The following is a 21,571-nucleotide window of genomic DNA, read 5'->3' as shown; positions in this document are numbered from 1 at the left end:
GCAGTGGCGCGGTATCGCGACCCGCTACGACAAATACGCCCTGACCTACCTCGGTGGTGTCCTGCTGGCCTGCGCCGTCATCCACGCCCGCGTCGGAGCCAACCAATTGAGAGACACGCCCTAGTCCTCCGGCAGCAGATCCGGCCTACGCTGCGCGGTCCGCTGCAACGACTGTTCACGGCGCCACGCTGCGACCTTGGCATGGTCACCGGAGAGCAGGACGGGCGGCACGTCGAGGTCACGCCAACTGACAGGCCGTGTGTAGCTCGGGCCTTCGAGCAGGCCGCGCAGTTCAGAACTACTGGAAAACGAATCCTCTTGGTGCGACTGCTGATTCCCGAGTACACCGGGCATCAGCCGAACCACTGCTTCGGTCATCACGAGCACAGCCGCCTCGCCGCCGATCAGCACGTAGTCGCCGATGCTGACTTCTTCGACGCGCACCCGCCGAGCGGCGTCGTCGAACACCCGTTGGTCGATGCCTTCGTAACGGCCGCACGCGAATACGACGTGCTTTTCCCCCGACCAGCGGTGCGCGGTCTCCTGTGTGAAGGGCACACCGGCCGGCGTCGGCACAACCAGCAACGCGTCGTCCGGGCACACCTGATCGAGGGCGTCGCCCCAGATCGTCGGTTTCATCACCATGCCGGGCCCGCCACCGTAGGGTGAGTCGTCGACCGCCTTGTGCACGTCGTGCGTCCAGTCGCGCAGGTCGTGTACATCGACCGAGATCAAACCCTTGTCGATCGCCTTGCCCAGCAACGCCGTTCGCAACGGTTCCAGATACTCCGGAAAAATCGTGACGACGTCTATCTTCACAGCGATTCCAGATCCAACAATCCGTCGGGTGGATCGATTTCGATGAACCCGTCGGCTGTCGAGATGAACGGGACGATCGCGGCGACGAACGGCACCAGGATTTCGCGCTTGTCCTCACCCACGACCGCGAGCATTTCGCCTGCCGCCGAGTGCAATACCTCGCGCACGGTGCCGACGGGGGTGCCGTCAGTCAGTCGGACGGCGAGACCTTCGAGTTCGTGGTCGTAGAACTCGTCGGGATCATCGGATGGCTGGACGTCGGCCGAGTCGATGACGAACAGCAGCCCGCGCAACGCATCCGCTGAATCACGATCGTCGATGCCCACCAAGCGCAGCAGAAGCCGCCCGGAATGTTCCCGGGCGGCTTCGACTGTGTAGCTGAGGAGCTGCTTGTCGCGAGGCTTGTGACCTTGCAACACCGTGCCGACGGCAAAACGCAGGTCGGGATCGTCGGTGCGAACCTCTACGACCAGTTCGCCTTTGATCCCATGCGACTTGGTGACACGACCGACTACCAGCTCCATCGACTGGATGGGTCTACTGATCGGTGTCGACTACGTCGACGCGAATCCCGCGTCCGCCGATACCGGAGACCAGCGTGCGCAGTGCGGTCGCGGTGCGACCACCACGACCGATCACCTTGCCAAGATCATCCGGATGTACGTGCACCTCGACGGTGCGCCCGCGACGGCCGGTGATCAGCTCGACGCGAACGTCGTCGGGATTGGCGACGATGCCGCGGACCAAGTGCTCCACTGCGTCGGCGACAACGGTGCTCACTTGTCAGCAGCCTCGTCGGCCGTGTCGGCCTTGTCTGCGGAAGCCTCGGCCGGTGCCTCGGCGGCGTCCTTCTTGGCGGCCTTCTTCTTCGGAGTGGTGGCTGCGCCGGAGGCATCGCCATCTGCCTGCGCCAACGCGGCGTTGAAGAGATCCAGCTTGGACGGCTTGGGCTCCTTGACCTTCAGCGTGCCCTCGGTACCCGGCAGGCCCTTGAACTTCTGCCAGTCACCGGTGATCTTCAGGAGGCTCTCGACCGGCTCGGTCGGCTGCGCGCCGACACCCAGCCAGTACTGCGCGCGCTCGGAATCGATCTCGATGAGCGACGGCTCTTCCTTGGGGTGGTACTTGCCGATGGTCTCGATCGCGCGTCCGTCACGACGGGTGCGAGAGTCCGCGACAACGATGCGGTACTGCGGGTTGCGGATCTTGCCGAGCCGCGTGAGCTTGATCTTGACAGCCATGTAAGACGTTCCTTCATATGTTGGTCACGGCGCAATTCAGCGGCGCGCACGGCATGCGGGCCCGGTTTTGCGATGTTTTCTTTTGTTGTGACCGCCGCGCGGTGCGTAACCGGAGACGGGCGAACAGCTGTCCATTGTGCCAGACAGCTGATCGCCCGTGTTAATCGTCTGCAGCGCAAGAAGGGTCATTCGACCGGCTTGACCGCCAACACGGGCTTCGCGCAATTGAGCAGGACCCGTTGCGCCGTACTGCCCAGCAGGAGTTTGCCCACCGGCGTGCGATGGCGAATTCCGATGACAAGCAGGTCAGCGGCATCGACCTCCATCGCTGCCAGCAGCGTGTCCGCCACCTCGGCGCCGACCGATTGCTCGACGGTGTACTCGACGCCACTGGCTGCGAGGTGCTCGTCGAGATCTCGCAGTCCCCCGCTGGGTGCGAACGAGGGGTCGGCCAGCGCGTCGCCTTTCGATGCGTTGACGACCAGCAGGGACACCCCGCGCAGGGTCGCCTCGGCGATGGCGTGCTCGAGGGCCGCCGCGCCGAACCGATCGGGGGTGTATCCGACGACGATCATGCGTTCTCCTTCTCTCGCACCTCGGTGGTCTGCGGGTCGATCGGGCGCCGACCTCGGACGAACTTGTTGACTACCGGAACTACCAGCAGCGCGACGATCAGCACGTAGACGACGATCGCGACCGGTTCGTTGAGCAAACTGCTCCAGTCGCCGCCACCGAGCTGCAGGCTCTGCCGCAATTGCCGTTCGACGCGCGGCCCGAGGATGACGCCGATGATCAGCGGCAGCACAGGCAGCCCGAAGCGCCGCATCATCAGACCCATCAATCCGAAGGTCAGCAGTAGTGCCAGGTCCAGCCATTGCAGGTTCACCGCGAAGGCGCCGAGCGTGGCAAAGAACAGAATGCCGGCGTAGAGGTAGGGCCTCGGCGTGCGGAGCAGTTTCGCCCACAGCGGCGCAAGCGGAAGGTTGAGCACCAGCAGCAGGAAGTTGCCGATGAAGAGGCTGGCGATCAAGGTCCAGATCAGCAGCGGTTCCTTCTCGAACAGCGTCGGGCCCGGCTGAATGCCGTAGGACACGAACGCTGTCAGCATGACCGCCGCGGTGGCATTCGTCGGCAGGCCGAGCGACAGCATCGGGACGAGCGTGCCTGCTGCGGACGCATTGTTCGCCGCTTCCGGACCTGCGACACCCTCGATGGCACCCTTGCCGAATTCGTCCTTGTGCTTCGACAGCTTCTTCTCGGTGATGTAGGAGAGGAACGTCGGCAGTTCCGCGCCGCCGGCAGGCAGCGCACCGAACGGGAAGCCGAATGCGGTGCCGCGCAGCCACGGCTTCCAGGAGCGCTTCCAGTCGCTGCGGCCCATCCATGGCCGACCCACGGGAATCACCTCGGCAGGCTTACGACGCAGATGCGCTGCGACCCACAGTGCTTCGCCGACGGCGAATACGGCGACCGCCACTACGACGATGTCGATGCCGTCGGAGAGCTGCGGAATGCCGAACGTGGCGCGGGGTTGACCGGTGAGGAAGTCGATTCCGACCAGCCCGATCGCCAGACCGAGCAGCAGCGAAATGCAGCCTCGCAGTTTGGAACTGCCCAACACAGCGGTGACGGCGACCAGCGCGAGCAACATGATCGCCAGATACGACGGCGCGCCGAGCGTGACCGCGAACTTCGACACCGCGGGCGCGAACAGCACCATCAACATGGTGCCGATCGAGCCTGCGACGAACGAACCGATGGCGGCGGTGGCCAACGCTTGGGCCGCCCTGCCCGCTTTCGCCATCTTGTTGCCCTCGATGGCGGTGATCACCGACGACGATTCGCCGGGTGTGTTCAACAGGATCGAGGTCGTGGAACCGCCGTACATCCCGCCGTAATAGATGCCGGCGAACATGATGAAAGCTGCACTGGGACTGACGTTGTAGGTGATCGGCAGCAGCAAGGCCACCGTCATGGCGGGTCCGATGCCGGGCAGCACGCCTACGGCGGTGCCGAGCAACACGCCGAGGACCGCGTAGAGAAGGTTGACCGGTGTTGCCGCCTGCTCGAAGCCTTGCAGCAACCAGTTGAGATTGTCCATGTCAGAGGATTCCGTCCAGAATGCCTGCGGGCAGCGGGATTCCGAGCCCTGAGTAAAAGGCGTAGAAGCTGCCGACCGACAGCACCGCCCCGATGATGATGTTGAGCAGATACTTCTTGCTACCGAGCACCGTCGCCGACGCCGCGAACAGGAAGCCGCCCGTTATCGCCCAGCCGAGCGGATTCACCAGCACGATCGTCGCGACGAACACGGCGATCAGCAGTCCGACGGTGCGCCAATCCCCTGGGGAGTCCGGGTCGATGTCCTCACCGGAGTCGGCCTCACCCTTGGAGCCACGAGTGATGGCAACGCCGAGAATCACCGCGCAGAGCAGCAACCCGATCCCGATCACCATCGGGAACAGCTTGGGCCCCACCGGATCCACCTTGGCGAATCCGCCCGCCAAGGTGAGAGCGTCGAAGATCAGGAACGCTCCGACGATCACCAGCACGGCGCAGACGATCAGCTGGGCCCAGTCGATCGAACGGCGCTCCACCGGACTGGTCTCGACCGCGGTACTCATGCCAGCCCCAGTTCGGACAGCGTGGACGAAACCCGCTTGTCTTGGTCTTTCAAGAAATTCTCGAAATCCGTACCCGTCATGAATGCGTCACTCCAACCGTTTTTCACCAGGGCCTCCTTCCACTCCGCTGTGTCGTGCAGCTTTTCGAGCGCTTCCACCATGGCTGCGCGTGCGTCATCCGAAAGTCCCGGTGGCGCAAGCACTCCGCGCCAGTTGGTGAACGTGAGATCGATGCCTGCTTCGGTGAGGGTCGGAGCGTCGATACCTTGCGCACGTTCCTTGCCGGATACCGCGAGCACGCGAACCTGGCCGGCCTCGATCTGATCGACGTACTCCCCAAGACCCGACGTTCCAGCAGTGATCTTCTTGCCCAACAAGGCAGTCAGAAGATCGCCGCCGCCGTCGTAGGAGACGAAGTTGACCGACTTGGGGTCGACGCCTACCGCACGGGCGGTCTCCATCGGGAACAGATGATCGGGGCCACCGGGTGAGGAACCGCCGCCGATCGTCACCGATGCCGGGTCTGCGCGCCACGCCGCGACGAAGTCGTCGATCGTCCGCAGAGGCGAATCGGCCGGAACCAGAATGCCTTCCTGCTCCTCGACCACCTTCGCAAGCGGTGTCGCATTCGATGCGCGTGCGCTCGATCCGTTCGTGTAGACGGCGCCGACGACACCGAGCCCCATCATCATCATGAGGTCGTCATTGCCTTTTTCGTTCATCAACCGCGCCATGGCGACCGTCCCGCCGGCACCGAGGACGTTGAATACCTCGACGCGGCCGGTGATGTCCTCGTCTTCCATGATCTTCACGGCAGTGCGCGCGGTGAGGTCGTAGCCGCCGCCGGGGCTGTTCGGCACCATCATGCGCAGGCGATGCAGACCCTGCTCCTGATCGCCGCGCGTAACACCGCAGCCCGCGACGAGCAGAATTGCCAGCAGCGCGATCAGCGCGCGACTCCTGCGTGCTCTCGACCCGGCAGTTTCCGACATCATTTCCCCATTTCGCTTTCTTCTGTGATCCTCAGCAATACTGGGCCGATACGTGACTCACGTCACGTATACGAAAGCAACGAAAGTTAAGTTCTTTGTGGTCATCACTCGTCCGGAGCGGACGCAGCCTCGCGGGCCAGTTTCTGCTGTTCCAACTGGTCGTGGTGGCCGTCGTGCTCGGCGCCGTCGCTGCGGTGTCGGTGCACCAGTCGACAACGGAGTTCCGCCAATTGCGCGGCCAGCGAATGATCTCGGTCGCGGAGAACCTCGGTTCGACACCGATCGTCCCCGATCAGATCGACAACCCGATGGTGGAGAGCGTGCTCGCTCCCGAGGTGGACCGAGCGTTGAATCTGTCGGGTGCCGACCTGGTCGAGATCGTCTCACCGGCAGGCATCGTCGAGGTCTCGTCGGATCCGACGCGCGTGGGTGCACGAGCCGAGTTGGGTTCCAGCGACGTGCGCCAGGGCCGCTCGTGGTCGGGCGATGTGACCATCGACGGCACACATTCGATAGTCGGGCACGTTCCGATGCTGAACTCCGCAGGCACTGTGCTGGCAATCATTTCGGTGAGCGAGGGCTATCCGTCGATCTGGGAGTTGCTCAGCGGCGCAGGCGCTCGACTGCTGCTGTACCTGGGTCTGGGCGCCGTGCTCGGCCTGCTCGGCTCGTCGTTGCTGGCTCGCAGAATCAAGAGACACACCCGCGGACTGGAGATCGACGAGATCGCCAGCCTGGCCGATCATCGAGAAGCGTTGCTGCACAGCATCCGTGAAGGTGTGGTCGCTGTGAACCCCGACGGCGTGATCACCCTCCTCAACGACAGCGCGCAGGAACTGCTCGAGCTGTCCGACGCAGACGTCGGGAAGCGACTCGACGACGTTGCGCTCGATCCATCGATACGCGAATTCCTGTTGTCCGGCGACGGCGGACGTGACACCGTCATTGCTACGCCGAGCCGCGTTCTCGCACTGAACCGTCGCCCGGCGACAAGTCAGGGCCAGCTGATCGGCACGGTCACCACCATGCGCGACAGCACCGAACTCGCCTCCATGCAAAGCCAATTGACATCGCACAAGAGCGTCACCGACACGCTGCGTGCGCAGACCCACGAGTTCGCGAATCAGCTGCACACGATTTCCGGCCTTGCGCAGCTGGGTGAATACGATGCCGTCACCGACTTCGTCGGAACGCTGACCCGACGTCGCGCAGAGATCAGCGATGCTGTGACACAACGCATCTCGGATCCAGCCGTTGCGGCACTGCTCATCGCCAAGACATCGCTCGCCGCGGAATCTGGTGTCCGCCTCGAGTTGAATCCGGCGTCACGGCTCGGCGCATTGGAACCTGCGATGTCGACCGACGTCATCACGGTGCTCGGCAACCTGATCGACAATGCCGTCGACGTGTCCGAGGGTGCCGACAAAGCGAGTGTGGCCATCGGCATTCGAAACCACGACGGCCTCGTCATCGACGTCACGGATTCCGGTCCCGGAGTGCCGATCGACAAACGCGAGACGATCTTTGCGCGCGGTGTGACATCGAAGACGGAGGTGCCCGGCGGCCGCGGAATCGGCCTTGCCCTGGTACGACTTGTGAGTGCACAACACGGCGGAACGGTCGAGATCTCGGACGCACCCAGCGGCGGTGCGGTGTTCACGGTGACGTTGCCTCGGACAGGAGACGCCCGTGGTTGACGTTCTCATCGTCGACGACGACTTCATGGTCGCCGAGATTCACCGCCGATTCGTCGACAGGACAGACGGTTTCACCGCTGTCGGCGTAGCACGCAACGGCGCAGAGGCGCTCGATGCTGTCGCTGCACTGCACCCGGACCTGGTGTTGCTCGACGTCCATCTACCCGACATGTCCGGACTCGCAGTGTTGCGGAAATTGCGCGCCGACGGCAACCCGGTGGGCGTCATCATGATCACCGCGGCACGCGAACTCGACACCGTCAGCGGCGCATTGCACGGCGGCGCCGCCGACTATCTGATCAAGCCGTTCGAGTATCCGCAGTTGCAGGAGAAGTTGGATGGATTCCGGGCGCGTGCCGCGACATTGCGGGCAGGCAGCGGCGCCGACCAGTCGTTGATCGACTCACTCTTCGGCGGCTCCAGCACCGACACCCGAAAGGACGAACTTCCGAAAGGCCTGAGCGCGGAAACCGGCGCCTTGGTACTCGACGCGGTCCGCACCGACGGTGAACTGTCGTCCTCCGAATGCGCGGACCGCGTCGGTCTGTCACGGGTGAGCGCCCGACGCTACCTCGAGCATTACCTTGCCAAGGGCGCGTTGGAGATTCGCCTGCAGTACGGCAAGGCGGGTCGCCCCGAGCGCCGTTACCGCCTCGCCCACCCTGGGTGAACGGCACTCTCGTTCGCTCAGATCGAACGACAGTGCCATTCACCCGAGTTCACTTGGCGACCAGCGGTGCCAAGGTTTTTCCGGCCAGCTCGACGATGCCCGGCTCGTGCCCGTTCGTGATCAGGTTGATGATGACGCCGTCGATGCCCTGATCGAGCACCCGCTCCTTGATCTGCTGAGCGACGTCGTCGGGGCTGCCGACGAAGTGGCGGTCCGTGGCCTTCTTGCGATCGTCGTCCGAGAGGGCGGCGAGATCGACGCCACGCTCGGCGAGGAAGTCGCTCTGCGCTTTTCGCGCCTTGTCGCCGTCTTCGTCGATCATGACGAACGCCAGGAAGCTGGTCTCCAACGTTGCACGATCGCGACCGGCCTCGGAGCACCGGGCGTCGAGCGCTTCCAACTTGCGCGGCAATTCCGATGCGTCGCAGATAACGTTGAGGTGATCGGCGAACCGCGCAGCCAACGCGAAGGTCTTCTTCTCGCCGCTACCGCCGATCAGAATCGGAAGATCGTTGCGAATGCGCGGCTCGTTCATCGCCTTGTCGACGTGGTACCACTTGCCTGTGAAGGTAGGCCGCTCGCCGTGCAGCATCGGTGCGATGATCTGCAACGCCTCGTCCAAACGCTCGAAACGGTCTGTGAACGTTCCGAATTCGTAGCCGAACGAGTTGTGCTCGAACTCGAACCAGCCTGCGCCGATGCCGAGCACCGCACGACCGCCACTCACGACGTCGAGAGTGGTCACCGTCTTCGCCAGCATGGGCGGATTGCGGTAGGTATTGCCGGTCACGAGAGCCGAGAGCTGAATTCGCCCGGTTGCCGTCGCCAGACCCGACAGAGCCGAATACGACTCGAGCATAGGTTCTTCCGGCTCGCCGATACCCGGCAGTTGATAGAAGTGGTCCATCACGAACGCGGTGTCGAAGCCCGCGGCCTCGGCTTCTCGCGCCTGCGCGATGACGGTCGGAAACAGTTCTGTGGCCGAACCCGAGTAGCTGAAGTTCGGCATCTGGTAGCCCAGTCGAATAGTCACGATTTCGACGCTACGCTCACTGCGCCGAGTCCTGCTACGTCGAGCGAACTCCAGGTCAGGGCTCAGTCGGCGGCTATCGGAGTCAACAGGCGGTGGGGCTTGCGAAGGGCGATCGCAACCGCATCGTCGCGCCCCTGCGGGTTCATTCCCGGGCCCGGGTGAATCTCGAGATCGTCAGGGGTCGGGTAGGTACGGCACACCGAGCACCTGCCGTCCGCGTCGACGCGCGTCCCGCAATCGGCATGCAGGAACAGCCGACTCGGCGCACCGTCAGTGAAGTGGCGCTCGCCCCAGCGAGCCAACATGTGCACCACCGGCCACAGTTCTCGCCCGGTCGCAGTCAACACGTAATCGTGGCCGTCCTTGTCGAGCAGACCGCTGTCGACGAGCGCGTGCAAGCGCGCCGCAAGCACCGCCTTCGGAATGTCGAGGTGGACGGAAAAGTCGCTGAACCGTCGTACTCCGTAGAACGCGTCTCGCAGAATCAGCAGCGTCCATCGCTCGCCCACCACCTCCAGGGCACGAGCGAGTGAGCAGTTCTGTCGCGCATAGTCCTTTCCCAACGCCATGTCGGCGACACTACCCCGATTTCTCCATTTTGGTTCATTCATCGAACCGGAATTGTGTTATCGTCAGTCGGACGGTTCAGTGAACGAACTAGACCGCGCATCGATCTCGGAGGCGACATGGCATCGGATACAGCGACGCCGACGAGCATTTCGCGTGCAGCGCTTGTAATTCCCAGCGCCGCGACGCTCCTCGCGTTGATGAACTACACCGCGCCCGTGACCACCGTGCCCGCGACCGCGGCCACACTGCACGCAGGTGCAACGGGGCAGATCTGGATTCTCAGCACCATAAGTGTGGGTCTGTCGACGACGCTGCTTGCCGTCGGCGGCCTGGCCGACAACTTCGGGCGCAGAAGAATATTCGTGATCGGCGCGGCGCTGCTCGCCGTGGCGAGCGCGGCGTGCGCGCTCGCTCCGAACACCACCGTCTTCTTCGCCGGACACATTGTCCAGGGCGCGGCGAGCGCGGCGCTACTGGCGGCCGGTCTCGGCATCATCGCGCATTCGTATCCGGCCGGCCGGCTACGCGCGCACGCAACTGGAATCTGGGGTGCCATGCTCGGCGCGGGAATCGCGTTGGGACCCATAGCATCTGCTGGCCTCGCCGACGTCGCCGATTGGCGACTCTGGTACTGGGTCGCGGCCGCAGGTTCGGTGGCCCTGGGTTTCGCGACGCTACGATCGGTCCCGGAATCGTGGGCCGAGAACGCGCGCCGAACAGACGTGCGCGGCATGGCAAGCATGGCCGCAGGCATCGTCGCCCTCACAACGGCGATCACGCTGGGCCGCTCGGGTTGGTCCCAGCCCGTCGTCCTGATCCTGTTCGTCGCTGCCGTCGTCTTGCTCGGTGGCTTCGTACTCGTCGAGCGGCAGGCACGCGAACCGCTGCTCGATCTTGCGCTCTTCCGCCGTCCGGGCTTCGTGGCAGCAACCGTCGGCGCCTTGGTGACCGGCGTCGCCGTCATCGGGCTGATGAGTTCGCTGTCCGCCCTTCTGCAGCGAACGCTCGACGTCAGCGCCATGGAGAGCGCACTGATTCTGGGCGTCTGGTCCGGCCTGTCGTTCGTGTCGGCGCTGCAGGCGAAGCGCCTCGTTCCGATCCTGACCGCACGGAATGTCCTCGCAACAGGATTGGCACTCTGCGGAATCGGCGAACTCGGGCTGATCGGATTCGGCCCGGACACCTCGATCTGGTGGCTGTTGATCGGGCTGGCGATCGCGGGCATCGGCAGCGGATTCGCCAACGCCTCGCTCGCGGGCCTCGCCGTCGGCTCCGTTCCGGCCGATCATGCTGGAATGGGTTCGGGTGCCAACAACACCGCCCGCTACCTCGGCGCATCCATCGGTATCGCGATGATCATCTCGCTCTCGCAATCGGGGCCGCACGGCGCGAACGTGGCGGTCGTGGTCTCCGCGGCCTTGTCGCTGACCGGCGCCGGAGTGATCGCATTCATCCGTATGAGCAAATAGTCCCGTCTGCGACGATTGCTCGAAAAGTCGAGTTTTATTGAGCATCAACAGCATTGACGAACACGCCTGCAATCCAGGCCATTCGGACAACGGTCGCACAGAGCGCGTCACCTGGCTATCGTGAGACCGCACCTGACCACGAGTGGATGGATACCCTGATGAACCGCACACTGCGCATCCTTGTCGCGCTGCTGATTCCGCTCGTCGTACTGACCGGCTGCAGCGGAAAGACCTCGAGCCCATCGAGCTCGTCGGCAGGCACGTCGATCCCGGCGGATCCGAGTGGATCGTCCAGTGATGCCGCACCGATCGACCAGCAGTGCCCCGATTCCAATGCCACATCGTTCGCGAAGACCAAATTCGCCGGCCACCTCGCGCTTGGCTTCGGCGCGTTCCACCGCTACCTTTACAAGCCCTACCAGGCAGGCACGTTCAAGAAGGGTGCCGACGGGCGGATCGTCGCATTCGTCAAGGGCGGCCTGTCGGCCTTGTTCATCAAACGTGAAGTACGCCTGGCGTCGGAAGACGTGAAGGCAAGCCCGGCGCTGTGCAAAGCGATCGCCGCTCCGCTCGCCAAGCTCGGCGACACTCTCGAGGCGTCGTTCGACAAGTTGAAGAACGGCGATGCAAGCGGCATCACCGACGCGAACTCGCTGATTTCGTCGATCGAGACGTCGTCGTCGCAGAACGGCGACCCGATCAAGGAAGACGACAACGCCGACATCTCCTCCAATCCGAAGTAGCCACAGACCCATCATCTGCTATGCCGCAGGGTTTCCGAGCCCGACCGCGTTACCGTGACAGCCATGGTTCCCGACGCAGGTTCCGCCACGCCGCCCGAGAATCGCCAGGCGCCCTCCCCAGCGAAGGTGCGACGGTGGCGGCGCCGTCTGGCCGACGAACGCGAGGAAGCCCGGATCTACCGCAATCTCGCGGCACGCCGGTCGGGTGAGGAGCAGGCGATCCTGCGCTCGCTCGCCGACGCCGAGGAACGGCACGCGGCGCATTGGGAGACGCTGCTGGGCGCCGATGCCGGTCGTCGGCGCCGCGGCAACGTGCGTGCCCGGATCTTGGTTTGGCTCGCACGGCATTTCGGTTCGGTGTTCGTCCTCGCGCTGGTCCAACGTGCGGAGAGCCAGTCACCGTACGGTGCCGATACCGATGCGACAGCAACGATGGCGGCCGACGAACAAGTTCACGAAGAGGTCGTTCGTGCGTTGGCGGAGCGCGGCAGGTCTCGAATCTCCGGATCGTTCCGCGCTGCGGTGTTCGGCGCGAACGATGGTCTGGTCAGCAATCTTTCACTGGTCCTCGGGGTGAGCGGCGGTGGCGCCGAAGCACACACCGTGCTGCTCAGCGGAGTGGCAGGCTTGCTTGCCGGAGCGTTGTCCATGGGCGCTGGGGAGTATGTCTCGGTGCGCTCGCAACGCGAATTGCTAGCGGCGTCGACTCCGACCGCGACAGCTCACACCGCTGTCCCCCATCTCGACGTCAACGCCAACGAACTGGCGCTGGTCTACCGAGCGCGTGGGATGTCGGAAACCGACGCGCAGCAACGCGCCGATGCGTTGCTCCAGAACTACCAACCGCTCGACGAAACAGACGATGCGGAGCCTGACGGCGCGCACGATGTGGTCGGAACCGGCCTGGGCGCGGCATTGTCCAGCTTTGCCTTCTTCGCCTCGGGTGCCTTGATTCCGGTGCTGCCGTTCCTGTTCGGGCTGGACAAGGTGCCTGCACTGGTCGTTGCGACCATCCTTGTCGCCGTTGCCCTGCTGCTGACCGGCGCGGTGGTGGGCTTGCTGTCCGGCGGGCCACCACTGCGACGTGGGTTGCGCCAGTTGACGATCGGACTGGGCGCGGCCGCCATCACCTATCTACTCGGATTGCTCTTCGGAGCAACCCTCGGCTGAGTTCGTGACAGGAGAATCATGGGACGGAACAGGGTGGTTCGACGGCTGGAGCACGACGCCAAGGAACTCGACGATGCACTGCCGTCGTGGCTTCGGCCCGATGGGCCGGAGAGCCGATTCCCGGTGGCGATCGCCATTCTGGTCGCCGTTGGGCTGCAGTACTCGATTCCGGACGCCTACGGTCTGCATCCGCGCTGGCTGATCCCGTCACTGGAGTTGGTGCTGTTGGTGGTGCTCGTCATCGTGAATCCTGTTCGCCTGTCTCGATCCACGACCATCGGCAAATATGCGAGCTACACATTGGTCGCGGCGATCACCCTCGACAACGCATTTTCGGCGGGGTTTCTGGACTACGACATCGTCACCGGCAAGACGGGCGACGACGCGATCGGCCTACTCACCAGTGGCGCGGCGATCTACCTGACCAACGTGATCGCGTTCGGGATCTGGTACTGGGAACTCGATCGCGGTGGCCCGTTCGCTCGCGCGGCAGGTAAGCAGATCTACCCGGACTTCATGTTCCCGCAAATGGCAAATCCAGAACTGGCGAAACCGAATTGGACACCGACCTTCGTCGACTATCTCTACGTGAGCATCACCAACGTCGTCGCATTCTCGCCGACCGACACGATGCCCCTCTCGAAATGGGCGAAGGCCTTGATGACGGTTCAGAGTGTTGTCGCGCTGTCGACGACCGCGCTCGTCATTGCACGTGCGGTGAACGTTCTGAAGTAGCCAGCGGAGCAGAAAGAATTGCCTGGTAGCGGTGTCGATTGCGACCGAATGGCGGCACAATGGGTGTGCGCTCGACGACGGTACGGCCGTCGGTGGCGCGCAAGCCAAGGAGGATTCGGTGACCGATCCTGATAGCCCGCAACTACCTGAACCATCCGAAACCATGGTCGATGCGCCGACCGTCGGCGAAGGGGACCGAAGGGGCGAGTGGACGCCGCCCGTATGGGTGGAAAGCGACGGGACCTTCAACAAGCAGCCCCCGGGCGACGCTCGAGATTTCTGACCATGGCGACTGCGCCGGAGATCTACGCGCAGTACATAACTGCGCGCAAGAGCGCAGAACTGGACAGCCGGAAAAGAGTCGAAGAGCGTGGCGCCGCGATCGTCACGACGAGTTCGTCCCTCCTCACTCTGATCTTCGTCATCACTGTGCTGATCACCGGCAAGGAGAAGGACGCAGCCAAGTTCGTGAGCCAAGCAGCGGTCGTCGTTCTGTTCGTCGCGCTCGGCGCATTTGTCATCTCGGCTGTCATCGGAATCTATGTTCAGAACGCGGCATGGCGATACCAAGAGGTGTCCGATAGGACGCTACGGAGCATCGTCGCCCACAATGCGATCTGGAACGGGAGTGCGGACGAGGCGATCAGGATCTGCGCCGACCGAGAAGTGGTTGCGATCGAGAGCCTGCGCCGAGGCACTCAGAAGAAAGCATGGATAAGCCTGATCGCCCTCGGTATTCAGGGGCTGGCCATTCTCCTGCTGGCGATCTCGCTGTTTCTCGAATTCAAGTGTCGAGGGTCGTTCTGACCTAGTGAATCCGACCACGCAGGATCACGATGTCGGGGGCGGCAAGCACATCCGGCCCGGTACGCGGGTCTGTGTTGTAGACCAGCAGGTCCGCGGGTGCACCGTGCTCGATCCCCTTGCGCCCCAACCAACGTCGGGCATCCCAGCACGCGGCGCCGAGAGCGTCGGTCGGCGACAGACCGACGTCCACAAGCGACGCAACCTCGTCCGCGACGCGACCGTGCACGATCGACCCGCCCGCATCGGTGCCCGCATAGATGCGAACGCCTGCATCGTGGGCATTGCCGACGGTCTGCTTCACCCGAGCGTGCAGGTCGCGCATGTGGCGGGCGTAGACCGGGAATTTGCCTGCCCCAGCGGCAATTTCGGGGAAGGTCTCGATGTTGATCAGCGTCGGCACCAGTGCGACATCGTGCTCGACCATCATCGCAACGGTGTCGTCGGTCAGGCCGGTGCCGTGCTCGATGCAGTCGATTCCCGCCGCGATCAGTCCGGGCAGCGCGTCCTCACCGAAGACGTGCGCCGTCACTCTCGCTCCGTTGTCGTGGGCAGCCTTCATCGCGTCACGGAGCAGGTCGTCGTCCCACAGCGGCGCCAGATCCCCCACCGAGCGGTCGATCCAATCGCCGACGATCTTGACCCAGCCATCGCCGAATCGTGCTTGCTCGGCGACGATTTCGGGCAACGTGCGATCGTCTTCCAACTCGATGCCGAGCTCGCGGATATAGCGCTTGGGGCGCGCGATGTGGCGGCCTGCGCGAATGATCTTCGGCAAATCGTCGCGGTCGTCGATGAATCGCGTGTCGATGGGTGACCCCGCATCGCGCAGCAATAGTGCGCCCACATTGCGCTCGGCTTCCGCCTGCGCAACGGCGCCCGCCTCGTCCTCGTGGCCGCCGCCGTAGGTGATTCCGACGTGACAATGTGCGTCGACCAGCCCGGGAACGATCCAGCCGGACTCGCACAGTGTGTCCGCACCCGGAACCGGTTCCAACGAGATCAGGCCGTCACGGATCCAGAGTTCAAGCGGCTGCTCGTCGGGTAGACCGGTCCCACGCAGGTGCATGCGTCGAACTTACTTCTTGGGAAACTTCAATTTCGACAGATCGATGCCTTCGAGACCGGGCGGCAACTGATCGAGCCCGCTGGGCATGTTGGAGATGTCCGGCATTCCGGCGGGCAGACCACCGGGCATGCCGGGGAATCCACTGCGTGCGGCCTTGGACTGGGTCGGCCCGCGGCCGCTCTTCTTCCCCTTCTTGCCCTTCTTCGCGTTGTTGCGCGTTTGCCTGCGAGCGCCTGGCATGCCCATCTGCCTACTCATCGACGCCATCATCTTGCGGGCCTCGAAGAAGCGGTCGACCAACTGATTGACGTCGGAGACCTTGACACCGGATCCGTTGGCAATGCGCAGTCGCCGCGATGCGTTGATGATCTTGGGATCGGTGCGCTCGGCGGGCGTCATGCCGCGAATGATCGCCTGCACCCGATCCAATTGGCTGTCGTCGACCTGCGACAGCGCGTCCTTCATCTGGCCTGCTCCGGGCAGCATGCCGAGCAGGTTGCCGATCGGACCCATCTTGCGGATGGCCATCATCTGCTCGAGAAAGTCCTCGAGGGTCAGCTGGCCGGAGCCGATCTTCGCGGCCGTGGCCTGCGCCTGCTCCTCGTCGAAGTGCTGCTCGGCGGCCTCGATCAGGCTGAGCACGTCGCCCATGCCAAGGATGCGGCTGGCCATGCGGTCGGGGTGGAAGACGTCGAATTCTTCCAGCTTTTCGCCGGTGGACGCGAACATGATCGGCATGCCGGTCACCTCGCGCACGCTCAGTGCGGCGCCACCTCGGGCGTCGCCGTCGAGCTTGGTGAGGACCACACCGGTGAAGCCGACGCCGTCACGGAACGATTCGGCCGTACTGACGGCGTCCTGACCGATCATGGCGTCGAGGACGAACAGCGTTTCGTCGGGTTCGACGGCGTCGCGGATGCCGGCGGCCTGCTGCATCAGCTCCATGTCGATACCGAGGCGACCCGCGGTGTCGACGATGACCACGTCGTACTGCTTGGCGTTGGCTTCCTCGATGCCCGCACGGGCGACGTTGATCGGATCGGCGACGCGGATCTCGATCTCGCTGTCGCCGACGGAGGTGCCGGGGTGCGGGGCGAACACGGCCGCGCCCGCGCGCTCACCGACGATCTGCAACTGGCTGACCGCGCCGGGTCGCTGCAGGTCACAGGCGACGAGCAGTGGCGTATGCCCCTGATCCTTGAGCCACTTGGCGAGCTTGCCCGCCAGTGTCGTCTTACCGGAGCCCTGCAGGCCTGCAAGCATGATCACGGTCGGTGGGTTCTTCGCGAACTGCACGCGCCTTGTCTCGCCACCGAGGATCGCGATCAGTTCCTCGTTGACGATCTTGACGACCTGCTGGGCCGGGTTCAGCGCACCGGAGACCTCCGCGCCCTTGGCGCGTTCCTTGATCTTGCCGATGAAGCTGCGCACCACGGGTAGCGCAACGTCAGCATCGAGCAATGCCAACCGGATCTCGCGGCAGGTGGTGTCGATGTCCGCATCGGACAGCCGACCCTTGCCGCGTAGATCCTTGAGGGCACCGGTCAATCTGTCGGAAAGCGATTCGAACACCGATTGCGCTCCTGATCTGAAGAATTCAACGCACGACGGTCACCAGAGTAGTAGCTCGGAGTATGCGTGCGACGCTGGCACCGATTGCGCGGCATTCCTCCCGAACACCGGGAGGAATGCCACCGGATCGGCGATTCCTACGTGTCGACGGGCTTCGGAGGCCGCGGCGAGGGTACGACCGCCAGAATTGCCACTTCGATCCCCTGCCTGGTTGCTCGGCTGTCGGCATCGGCGAGACGCAGGCAGAACGAGTCGACTACCGCAGAACCCATCGTCGACACCTTGGCCCACCGGATGTCGGCGCCGCGCTTTTCGAGGGCCTTCGCCAGCCGACAAAGCACCCCGAGACGGTCCTCGGCGCGCAGTTCCAAAATGACCTCGCCCGGCTCGGTCCCGTCGAACCAGATCAGCCGTGGCGGAGCTTGGGCGTAGAGCATCGGAACGCCCGTCTCGCCCGATCCACGTACCGGCTGGGAGTCGGCTGCGTCGCGCTCCTTCTTCTCCAGCATCTTCAGCAGGTCCAGATCGCCCGCCATCGCTCGGATCAGTTCCTGTCGCAGCAGGCCCGCAGGCGGCGGTGAGCCGAACTTGGGAGAGACGACGAAGGTGTTGATGGCGGAGTCGCCCGAACCACCCACCGAGGCGGACAGCACACGCAGCGAATGCAGTGCCAAGACCCCGGCGGCGTCGGACAGCAGGCCCGGTTTGTCCGGTGCGATCACGGTGACGACGAAGGTGTGTTGGCCGCCCTCCGGTCGCAGGTCGACGTGGACGCCGCCGTCGGCGGCGCGCTCCACCTGTTCCGGATCGAGCGGGTCCGGCGTCGGCAACCGATCGCCTGCCATCACCATTCGGCACCGCCGTACCAGTTCGCCGACCAACGACGATTTCCAATCGCCCCAGACGCCAGGCCCGGTCGCCAGCGAATCGGCCTCGGCCAGTGCATGGAGCAACTCGAGCAGCATGGTGTCGCCGTCGAGGGCATCGACCACCGATTGCACGGTGGCCGGATCGTCGAGGTCGCGTCGCGTCGCGGTCTCGGGTAGCAGCAGGTGATGGCGCACGATCGCGCTGAGCAATGCGACGTCGGTCGGCCAGAGCCCCAACCGATTTCCGATCTGGATCGCCAATTCCGCGCCGACCACGCTGTGGTCTCCCCCGCGCCCCTTGCCGATGTCGTGCAGCAACGCACTGAGCACCAGGATGTCCGGCCGTGACACACGAGTCGTGAATCCGCTTGCATAGGCGGCGGTTTCGACGAGGTGCCGATCGACCGTCCAGGTATGGACGGCGTCACGGGGCGGCAGGTCGCGCACCGCACCCCACTCCGGTAGCAGTCGCCCCCACAGCCCGGTACGGTCGAGAGCCTCGATGGCCGCGATGGCGTTGCGCCCCGAATCCAGCAGCACCAGAAGGTCGTTGAGCGCTTCCTTCGGCCAGGGCTCCCGGAGCTCGGGCGATCCTTCGGACAACCGGTTGAGCGTGGTCGCCGCCATCGGGATCTCGGTCTGCGCCGACGCGGCAGCGACCCGCAGGATCAGGCCGGGGTCCTTGGTCGGTTGCGCATCGCGCGCCAACACCACTTCACCGGCGTGCTCGACGACGCCTTCGTCGAGCGGTCGTCGCACCGGTACCCGACGCAACCGCGACAGGCCGCGACGCGGCAGCGCATTGCCCGCGGTGCGCAACCCGACATCCACCGAATAGCTGACCGTGCGCGCCGAATCGCTCAGGGTGCGAGCCAGATCGAATCTGTCGCCGATACGCAACGCAGCGCCGATCTCGTCGGCGTCCTGGGCACGCAATTGATCTCGTGCCCGACCCGCGACTCGATGCAGTTCGGTCCGAACATCGAGCAGTCGACGGTGCGAATAGTCCAATCCGCCACCGGGCACCTCGGGCCCCAGCCCGGGCACTGCGTCGGTCAACTGGGCAATCGCCAACGCATCGAGCAGCTGAACGTCACGTAGACCGCCGCGGCCGTTCTTCAAGTCGGGTTCGGCACGGTGTGCGATCTCGCCGCTTCGACTCCACCGCGCTCGCGCCTGCTCCACCAATTCGTCGAAACGCGAACGGATTCCGGTGCGCCATTCGCGACGCACACCGCCGATCAGCAAGTTGCTCAGTTCCTCGTCGCCGACGAGATGCCGAGCCTCGAGCATGCCCAGCGCCGCAGTGAGGTCCTTCGCTGCCACCTGAATAGCCTGCGGCACCGTGCGAACGCTGTGATCGAGCTTGATGTGTGCGTCCCACAACGGATACCAGAGCTGGTCGGCGACCTCGGAGACGTGCTTGGGGTCGACGTCGTCGTGCAGGAGCACCAGGTCGAGGTCCGAGTAGGGCAGCATCTCGCGCCGCGCCAACCCGCCGACCGCGACGAGCGCGAAGCCACTGTCCGGCTTGATGCCGAGTTCGGCTCCCTTTGTGGTGAGCCAGAATTCGTGCAGATCCACCAACGCCTGTCGTAGCGCAGGAGCGTCCAGTCGGCGGTGACGCGCGTCGCCGCCGTCGAGCAGTTGAGTTCTGGCCCGAACAAGGTCTGCTGCCGCGTCCGAGCTGGACGCTACGACCGATCCCCCCGATGATGCGGGCGGCCCCGCCCCCGCCGATTTCCCGGCGGGAACGGGGCCGTTGTTCTGCGACCCTGTTGGGTCAGAGCGCATCCGTGCCGCGTTCCCCGGTTCGAACGCGAACGATCGCTTCGACCGGTGTGACCCAGACCTTGCCGTCGCCGATCTTGCCGGTGCGCGAGGCCTCGACGATCACTTCGACGACCTTGTCCACTGCGGAGTCGTCGACAACGACCTCCACGCGTACCTTCGGCACGAAATCCACCGAGTACTCAGCACCGCGGTACACCTCGGTGTGGCCCTTCTGGCGCCCGTAGCCCTGGACTTCACTGACAGTCATACCGAGTACGCCTGCCTGCTCGAGTCCGGTCTTGACGTCTTCGAGGGTGAACGGTTTGACAATTGCGGTGATCAGCTTCATTTCGTTATGCCTCTCTGCTGGTCGCGCGGCCTAGTGCATTGGTTCCGCCGAGTGCAGCAAAATCGTATGCCGTCTCTGCGTGCTCCGATTCATCCAGGCCCTCGGACTCATCTTCGTCGCTCGAACGCAGTCCTATCGTGTACTTCAACGCAAGGGCGATGAGACCCGCGATGACGAACGAGTAGACGAGCACCGCACCCGCGCCAACGGCCTGGCGCCACAGCTGATCGAAGCCGCCACCGTAGAACAGTCCCTTGACAGCAGCCGGAGCCTCCGGAGCCGCAACGAGACCGACCATGAGAGTGCCGAGAACACCGCCGACCAGGTGGACACCAACGACGTCGAGAGAATCGTCGAAGCCGAACTTGAACTTCAGACCGACCGCGAGCGCACACACGATGCCTGCGACCAGGCCGATCGCGAGCGCGCCGAGCACGTTCACCGAGGAGCATGACGGGGTGATGGCAACGAGGCCGGCGACGATGCCCGAAGCGGCACCCAGCGACGTGGGCTTACCGTCGCGGATCCGCTCCACCAGCAGCCACGCGAGCATGGCAGCTCCGGTCGCTACGGTCGTCGTCAGGAACGTCGAGGCCGCCGCACCGTTGGCGGAGGTGGCCGAACCGGCGTTGAAGCCGTACCAACCGAACCACAGCAGACCGGCACCGAGCATGACGAACGGCAGGTTGTGCGGACGGAAAGGCGTCTGCGGCCAACCCTTGCGGCGACCCAGTACCAGCGCCAAGGCCAGACCGGCTGCACCCGCATTGATGTGGACCGCTGTACCACCTGCGAAGTCTATTGCCTTGAGGTTGTTCGCAATCCAACCGCCGTGCTCGCCGGTCACGCCGTCGAAGGCGAATACCCAGTGCGCGACCGGGAAGTAGACCACCGTGGCCCACACGCCGGCGAAGATCAGCCACGAGCTGAACTTCAGACGATCGGCGACCGCTCCCGAAATCAGGGCAACGGTGATGATGGCGAACATCAATTGAAAGGCGACGAAGACGAGCGCGGGGATTGTGCCGAACAACGGGATGTTGACCGCATCCGACGCCGGCGTCGACCCACTCGCAGCGACCGCGGCCTTTCCGTTACCACTGATCAGGTGGGCGAGCCCGAAGTACTTGCCCGGGTCACCTACTACGCCGCCCTTGCTGTCGCCGAAGGTCTCGGAGAAGCCATAGAGGACCCACAGCACGGTGATGAGACCCATCGCGCTGATGCTCATCATGATCATGTTCAGCACGCCCTTCGCACGGACCATGCCGCCGTAGAAGAACGCGAGACCTGGCGTCATAAGTAGGACGAGCGCTGAGCTCGCCAACATCCAGGCAGTGTCGCCGGTATCCGGCACACCCATTGTCGGGAA

At 64.3% G+C, this 21,571-nt stretch carries 23 protein-coding genes and 1 pseudogene; 9 read left to right on the top strand and 15 right to left on the bottom strand.

Annotation, left to right across the window (positions count from 1 at the left end; genetic code table 11):
- Positions 1-124 (top strand): annotated as a pseudogene (locus tag FOY51_RS07170) (IS5 family transposase); the annotation flags it as partial.
- Here FOY51_RS07170 and trmD read toward each other — a convergent pair.
- From trmD to FOY51_RS07130, 8 genes are all read right to left on the bottom strand, one after another.
- Entirely contained in the window at positions 121-819 is a 699-nt protein-coding gene (gene trmD, locus FOY51_RS07165; RefSeq protein ID WP_149429462.1) for a tRNA (guanosine(37)-N1)-methyltransferase TrmD, read from the bottom strand. The pseudogene FOY51_RS07170 and the gene trmD sit on opposite strands and share 4 nt — an antisense overlap.
- The gene (rimM, locus tag FOY51_RS07160) at positions 816-1,343 is read right to left on the bottom strand and encodes a ribosome maturation factor RimM (protein WP_149429461.1); all 528 of its coding nucleotides are present in this window, start codon (positions 1,341-1,343) and stop codon (positions 816-818) included. Before rimM ends, trmD begins: the two co-directional genes overlap by 4 nt.
- 13 nt (positions 1,344-1,356) lie before the next feature.
- On the bottom strand, positions 1,357-1,599 hold the full coding sequence (locus FOY51_RS07155; RefSeq protein ID WP_006933693.1) for an RNA-binding protein: 243 nt from the start codon (positions 1,597-1,599) through the stop codon (positions 1,357-1,359).
- Positions 1,596-2,060, bottom strand: coding sequence for a 30S ribosomal protein S16 (gene rpsP, locus FOY51_RS07150; RefSeq protein ID WP_149429460.1), 465 nt, complete (start codon positions 2,058-2,060; stop codon positions 1,596-1,598). The genes FOY51_RS07155 and rpsP overlap by 4 nt, the downstream gene beginning before the upstream one ends.
- A 185-nt stretch (positions 2,061-2,245) precedes the next feature.
- The gene (locus FOY51_RS07145; protein ID WP_149429459.1) at positions 2,246-2,635 is read right to left on the bottom strand and encodes a universal stress protein; all 390 of its coding nucleotides are present in this window, start codon (positions 2,633-2,635) and stop codon (positions 2,246-2,248) included.
- Positions 2,632-4,161, bottom strand: coding sequence for a tripartite tricarboxylate transporter permease (locus tag FOY51_RS07140; protein WP_149429458.1), 1,530 nt, complete (start codon positions 4,159-4,161; stop codon positions 2,632-2,634). Before FOY51_RS07140 ends, FOY51_RS07145 begins: the two co-directional genes overlap by 4 nt.
- 1 nt (position 4,162) lies before the next feature.
- Positions 4,163-4,684, bottom strand: coding sequence for a tripartite tricarboxylate transporter TctB family protein (locus FOY51_RS07135; RefSeq protein ID WP_149429457.1), 522 nt, complete (start codon positions 4,682-4,684; stop codon positions 4,163-4,165).
- A complete protein-coding gene (locus tag FOY51_RS07130; protein ID WP_149429456.1) occupies positions 4,681-5,676 on the bottom strand; it encodes a Bug family tripartite tricarboxylate transporter substrate binding protein in 996 nt (331 codons plus the stop codon). The genes FOY51_RS07135 and FOY51_RS07130 overlap by 4 nt, the downstream gene beginning before the upstream one ends.
- Positions 5,677-5,771: 95 nt before the next feature.
- Here FOY51_RS07130 and FOY51_RS07125 point away from each other — a divergent pair, with 95 nt between their 5' ends.
- Both FOY51_RS07125 and FOY51_RS07120 read left to right on the top strand, forming a co-directional pair.
- The gene (locus FOY51_RS07125; protein ID WP_371830414.1) at positions 5,772-7,373 is read left to right on the top strand and encodes a sensor histidine kinase; all 1,602 of its coding nucleotides are present in this window, start codon (positions 5,772-5,774) and stop codon (positions 7,371-7,373) included.
- Entirely contained in the window at positions 7,366-8,043 is a 678-nt protein-coding gene (locus FOY51_RS07120) for a response regulator (RefSeq protein ID WP_149429454.1), read from the top strand. Before FOY51_RS07125 ends, FOY51_RS07120 begins: the two co-directional genes overlap by 8 nt.
- 49 nt (positions 8,044-8,092) lie before the next feature.
- Here the strand turns inward: FOY51_RS07120 and FOY51_RS07115 are convergent, their stop codons facing one another.
- Together FOY51_RS07115 and FOY51_RS07110 are read right to left on the bottom strand one after the other, a co-directional pair.
- Positions 8,093-9,076 carry an LLM class F420-dependent oxidoreductase gene (locus FOY51_RS07115; protein WP_187776210.1) on the bottom strand — a complete coding sequence of 328 codons (984 nt, stop codon included), beginning with the start codon at positions 9,074-9,076 and terminating at the stop codon, positions 8,093-8,095.
- A 62-nt stretch (positions 9,077-9,138) separates the two neighbouring features.
- Positions 9,139-9,645, bottom strand: a complete 507-nt coding sequence (locus FOY51_RS07110; protein WP_149429453.1) for a winged helix-turn-helix transcriptional regulator — start codon at positions 9,643-9,645, stop codon at positions 9,139-9,141.
- Positions 9,646-9,762: 117 nt separating this feature from the next.
- Between FOY51_RS07110 and FOY51_RS07105 the strand changes: the two genes are divergently transcribed.
- The 6 genes from FOY51_RS07105 (at position 9,763) to FOY51_RS07085 (ending at position 14,570) form a co-directional block, all read left to right on the top strand.
- Positions 9,763-11,115: an MFS transporter gene (locus FOY51_RS07105; RefSeq protein WP_149429452.1), complete on the top strand. Its 1,353-nt coding sequence runs from the start codon at positions 9,763-9,765 to the stop codon at positions 11,113-11,115.
- Positions 11,116-11,273: 158 nt separating this feature from the next.
- Positions 11,274-11,858 carry a hypothetical protein gene (locus tag FOY51_RS07100; protein WP_235916164.1) on the top strand — a complete coding sequence of 195 codons (585 nt, stop codon included), beginning with the start codon at positions 11,274-11,276 and terminating at the stop codon, positions 11,856-11,858.
- A gap of 63 nt (positions 11,859-11,921) precedes the next feature.
- Positions 11,922-13,028 (top strand): VIT1/CCC1 transporter family protein, encoded by a 1,107-nt coding sequence (locus FOY51_RS07095; protein ID WP_149429450.1) that lies wholly within the window; start codon positions 11,922-11,924, stop codon positions 13,026-13,028.
- Between the two features lie 18 nt (positions 13,029-13,046).
- Complete coding sequence (locus tag FOY51_RS07090) at positions 13,047-13,763, top strand: hypothetical protein (RefSeq protein WP_149429449.1); 717 nt, start codon at positions 13,047-13,049, stop codon at positions 13,761-13,763.
- A 118-nt stretch (positions 13,764-13,881) separates the two neighbouring features.
- The gene (locus FOY51_RS27140) at positions 13,882-14,046 is read left to right on the top strand and encodes a hypothetical protein (RefSeq protein WP_187776209.1); all 165 of its coding nucleotides are present in this window, start codon (positions 13,882-13,884) and stop codon (positions 14,044-14,046) included.
- 2 nt (positions 14,047-14,048) lie between these two features.
- Entirely contained in the window at positions 14,049-14,570 is a 522-nt protein-coding gene (locus FOY51_RS07085; protein ID WP_149429448.1) for a hypothetical protein, read from the top strand.
- 1 nt (position 14,571) lies between these two features.
- Here the strand turns inward: FOY51_RS07085 and FOY51_RS07080 are convergent, their stop codons facing one another.
- The 5 genes from FOY51_RS07080 to FOY51_RS07060 all read right to left on the bottom strand — a co-directional run bounded on the left by FOY51_RS07080 (position 14,572) and on the right by FOY51_RS07060 (position 21,562).
- Positions 14,572-15,636 (bottom strand): amidohydrolase family protein, encoded by a 1,065-nt coding sequence (locus FOY51_RS07080; RefSeq protein WP_149429447.1) that lies wholly within the window; start codon positions 15,634-15,636, stop codon positions 14,572-14,574.
- A 9-nt stretch (positions 15,637-15,645) separates the two neighbouring features.
- Complete coding sequence (gene ffh / locus FOY51_RS07075; RefSeq protein WP_149429446.1) at positions 15,646-17,208, bottom strand: signal recognition particle protein; 1,563 nt, start codon at positions 17,206-17,208, stop codon at positions 15,646-15,648.
- 137 nt (positions 17,209-17,345) lie between these two features.
- On the bottom strand, positions 17,346-19,871 hold the full coding sequence (locus FOY51_RS07070; RefSeq protein WP_149429445.1) for a [protein-PII] uridylyltransferase: 2,526 nt from the start codon (positions 19,869-19,871) through the stop codon (positions 17,346-17,348).
- Positions 19,861-20,199 carry a P-II family nitrogen regulator gene (locus FOY51_RS07065; RefSeq protein ID WP_149429444.1) on the bottom strand — a complete coding sequence of 113 codons (339 nt, stop codon included), beginning with the start codon at positions 20,197-20,199 and terminating at the stop codon, positions 19,861-19,863. The genes FOY51_RS07070 and FOY51_RS07065 overlap by 11 nt, the downstream gene beginning before the upstream one ends.
- 4 nt (positions 20,200-20,203) lie before the next feature.
- Positions 20,204-21,562: an ammonium transporter gene (locus FOY51_RS07060; RefSeq protein ID WP_149429550.1), complete on the bottom strand. Its 1,359-nt coding sequence runs from the start codon at positions 21,560-21,562 to the stop codon at positions 20,204-20,206.
- Positions 21,563-21,571: the final 9 nt, after the last annotated feature.

This window comes from Antrihabitans cavernicola, from assembly GCF_008297975.1.
In the GTDB taxonomy this organism is placed as follows: Bacteria; Actinomycetota; Actinomycetes; order Mycobacteriales; family Mycobacteriaceae; genus Antrihabitans; species Antrihabitans cavernicola.
Note: the sequence above shows the minus strand (reverse complement) of the source record. Positions and strands in the feature narration are given on the sequence as shown.

Bases quoted from the DNA above. Each gene is read 5' to 3' on its own strand.
- rimM (WP_149429461.1), bottom strand. From the start codon at position 1,343: ATGGAGCTGGTAGTCGGTCGTGTCACCAAGTCGCATGGGATCAAAGGC.
- rpsP (WP_149429460.1), bottom strand. From the start codon at position 2,060: ATGGCTGTCAAGATCAAGCTCACGCGGCTCGGCAAGATCCGCAACCCG.
- FOY51_RS07145 (WP_149429459.1), bottom strand. From the start codon at position 2,635: ATGATCGTCGTCGGATACACCCCCGATCGGTTCGGCGCGGCGGCCCTC.
- FOY51_RS07140 (WP_149429458.1), bottom strand. From the start codon at position 4,161: ATGGACAATCTCAACTGGTTGCTGCAAGGCTTCGAGCAGGCGGCAACA.
- FOY51_RS07135 (WP_149429457.1), bottom strand. From the start codon at position 4,684: ATGAGTACCGCGGTCGAGACCAGTCCGGTGGAGCGCCGTTCGATCGAC.
- FOY51_RS07130 (WP_149429456.1), bottom strand. From the start codon at position 5,676: ATGTCGGAAACTGCCGGGTCGAGAGCACGCAGGAGTCGCGCGCTGATC.
- FOY51_RS07110 (WP_149429453.1), bottom strand. From the start codon at position 9,645: ATGGCGTTGGGAAAGGACTATGCGCGACAGAACTGCTCACTCGCTCGT.
- FOY51_RS07105 (WP_149429452.1), top strand. From the start codon at position 9,763: ATGGCATCGGATACAGCGACGCCGACGAGCATTTCGCGTGCAGCGCTT.
- FOY51_RS07100 (WP_235916164.1), top strand. From the start codon at position 11,274: ATGAACCGCACACTGCGCATCCTTGTCGCGCTGCTGATTCCGCTCGTC.
- FOY51_RS07095 (WP_149429450.1), top strand. From the start codon at position 11,922: ATGGTTCCCGACGCAGGTTCCGCCACGCCGCCCGAGAATCGCCAGGCG.
- FOY51_RS07090 (WP_149429449.1), top strand. From the start codon at position 13,047: ATGGGACGGAACAGGGTGGTTCGACGGCTGGAGCACGACGCCAAGGAA.
- FOY51_RS07085 (WP_149429448.1), top strand. From the start codon at position 14,049: ATGGCGACTGCGCCGGAGATCTACGCGCAGTACATAACTGCGCGCAAG.
- FOY51_RS07080 (WP_149429447.1), bottom strand. From the start codon at position 15,636: ATGCACCTGCGTGGGACCGGTCTACCCGACGAGCAGCCGCTTGAACTC.
- FOY51_RS07070 (WP_149429445.1), bottom strand. From the start codon at position 19,871: ATGCGCTCTGACCCAACAGGGTCGCAGAACAACGGCCCCGTTCCCGCC.
- FOY51_RS07065 (WP_149429444.1), bottom strand. From the start codon at position 20,199: ATGAAGCTGATCACCGCAATTGTCAAACCGTTCACCCTCGAAGACGTC.
- FOY51_RS07060 (WP_149429550.1), bottom strand. From the start codon at position 21,562: ATGGGTGTGCCGGATACCGGCGACACTGCCTGGATGTTGGCGAGCTCA.